The sequence below is a fragment of the Bacillus marinisedimentorum genome (genome assembly GCF_001644195.2).
GTDB lineage: Bacteria > Bacillota > Bacilli > Bacillales > Bacillaceae_O > Bacillus_BL > Bacillus_BL marinisedimentorum.
In genome coordinates, this window is sequence record NZ_LWBL02000083.1 from 1 (window position 1) to 2472 (window position 2472).

The following is a 2472-nucleotide window of genomic DNA, read 5'->3' on the forward strand; positions in this document are numbered from 1 at the left end:
GCCAGGATAAGCCCTCGATCGATTAGTATCCGTCAGCTGCACGTGTCGCCACGCTTCCACCTCGGACCTATCAACCTCATCTTCTCTAAGGGATCTTACCAGCCTGACGCTGTGGGAAATCTCATCTTGAGGGGGGCTTCATGCTTAGATGCTTTCAGCACTTATCCCTTCCACACGTAGCTACCCAGCGATGCCTTTGGCAAGACAACTGGTACACCAGCGGTGTGTCCATCCCGGTCCTCTCGTACTAAGGACAGCTCCTCTCAAATTTCCTGCGCCCGCGACGGATAGGGACCGAACTGTCTCACGACGTTCTGAACCCAGCTCGCGTACCGCTTTAATGGGCGAACAGCCCAACCCTTGGGACCGACTACAGCCCCAGGATGCGATGAGCCGACATCGAGGTGCCAAACCTCCCCGTCGATGTGGACTCTTGGGGGAGATAAGCCTGTTATCCCCGGGGTAGCTTTTATCCGTTGAGCGATGGCCCTTCCATGCGGAACCACCGGATCACTAAGCCCGACTTTCGTCCCTGCTCGACTTGTAGGTCTCGCAGTCAAGCTCCCTTGTGCCTTTACACTCTGCGAATGATTTCCAACCATTCTGAGGGAACCTTTGGGCGCCTCCGTTACTCTTTAGGAGGCGACCGCCCCAGTCAAACTGCCTGCCTGACACTGTCTCCGAACCGGATCACGGTCCTGGGTTAGAATTTCAATACAGCCAGGGCAGTATCCCACCAGCGCCTCCACCGAAGCTGGCGCTCCGGCTTCCAAGGCTCCTGCCTATCCTGTACAAGCTGTACCAAAATTCAATATCAGGCTGCAGTAAAGCTCCACGGGGTCTTTCCGTCCTGTCGCGGGTAATGCGCATCTTCACGCATAGTATAATTTCACCGGGTCTCTCGTTGAGACAGTGCCCAAGTCGTTGCACCTTTCGTGCGGGTCGGAACTTACCCGACAAGGAATTTCGCTACCTTAGGACCGTTATAGTTACGGCCGCCGTTTACTGGGGCTTCGATTCAGAGCTTCTCCATAAGGATAACCCCTCCTCTTAACCTTCCAGCACCGGGCAGGTGTCAGCCCCTATACTTCGCCTTACGGCTTCGCAGAGACCTGTGTTTTTGCTAAACAGTCGCTTGGGCCTTTTCACTGCGGCTCCCGCAGGCTTGCACCCGCAGGAGCACCCCTTCTCCCGAAGTTACGGGGTCATTTTGCCGAGTTCCTTAACGAGAGTTCTCCCGAGCACCTTAGGATTCTCTCCTCGCCTACCTGTGTCGGTTTGCGGTACGGGCACCTCTCACCTCGCTAGAGGCTTTTCTTGGCAGTGTAGGATCGGGAACTTCGGTACTCTATTTCCCTCGCCGTCACAGCTCAGCCGCATGATGGACGGATTTGCCTATCCATCGGCCTCACTGCTTGGACGCGCATATCCGACAGCGCGCTTACCCTACCTTCCTGCGTCCCCCCATTGCTCAAACGGTGAGGAGGTGGTACAGGAATATCAACCTGTTGTCCATCGCCTACGCCTTTCGGCCTCGGCTTAGGTCCCGACTAACCCTGAGCGGACGAGCCTTCCTCAGGAAACCTTAGGCTTTCGGTGGACAAGATTCTCACTTGTCTTTTCGCTACTCATACCGGCATTCTCACTTCTAAGCGCTCCACAGGTCCTTCCGGTCCTGCTTCTCAGCCCTTAGAACGCTCCCCTACCACTGACACCATCGGTGTCAATCCGCAGCTTCGGTGATACGTTTAGCCCCGGTACATTTTCGGCGCAGAGTCACTCGACCAGTGAGCTATTACGCACTCTTTAAATGGTGGCTGCTTCTAAGCCAACATCCTGGTTGTCTGTGCAACTCCACATCCTTTTCCACTTAACGTATACTTTGGGACCTTAGCTGGCGGTCTGGGCTGTTTCCCTTTCGACTACGGATCTTATCACTCGCAGTCTGACTCCCAAGGATAAGTCTCTGGCATTCGGAGTTTGACTGAATTCGGTAACCCGGTGAGGGCCCCTAGTCCAATCAGTGCTCTACCTCCAGGACTCTAACACTTGAGGCTAGCCCTAAAGCTATTTCGGGGAGAACCAGCTATCTCCGAGTTCGATTGGCATTTCACCCCTACCCACACCTCATCCCCGCGTTTTTCAACACGCGTGGGTTCGGGCCTCCATCCAGTGTTACCTGGACTTCACCCTGGACATGGGTAGATCACTCGGTTTCGGGTCTACGACCACGTACTCATTCGCCCTGTTCAGACTCGCTTTCGCTGCGGCTCCGCCTCTTCGGCTTAACCTTGCACGGGATCGTAACTCGCCGGTTCATTCTACAAAAGGCACGCCGTCACCCGTTAACGGGCTCCGACTACTTGTAGGCACACGGTTTCAGGTTCTCTTTCACTCCCCTCCCGGGGTGCTTTTCACCTTTCCCTCACGGTACTGGTTCACTATCGGTCACTAGGGAGTATTTAGCCTTGG

General features: G+C 55.1%; 1 rRNA gene. It reads right to left on the minus strand.

Annotated features, from left to right (window positions below):
• Nucleotides 1-2: 2 nt before the first annotated feature.
• Nucleotides 3-2472 (minus strand): 23S ribosomal RNA (locus tag A4U59_RS20550); the annotation flags it as partial.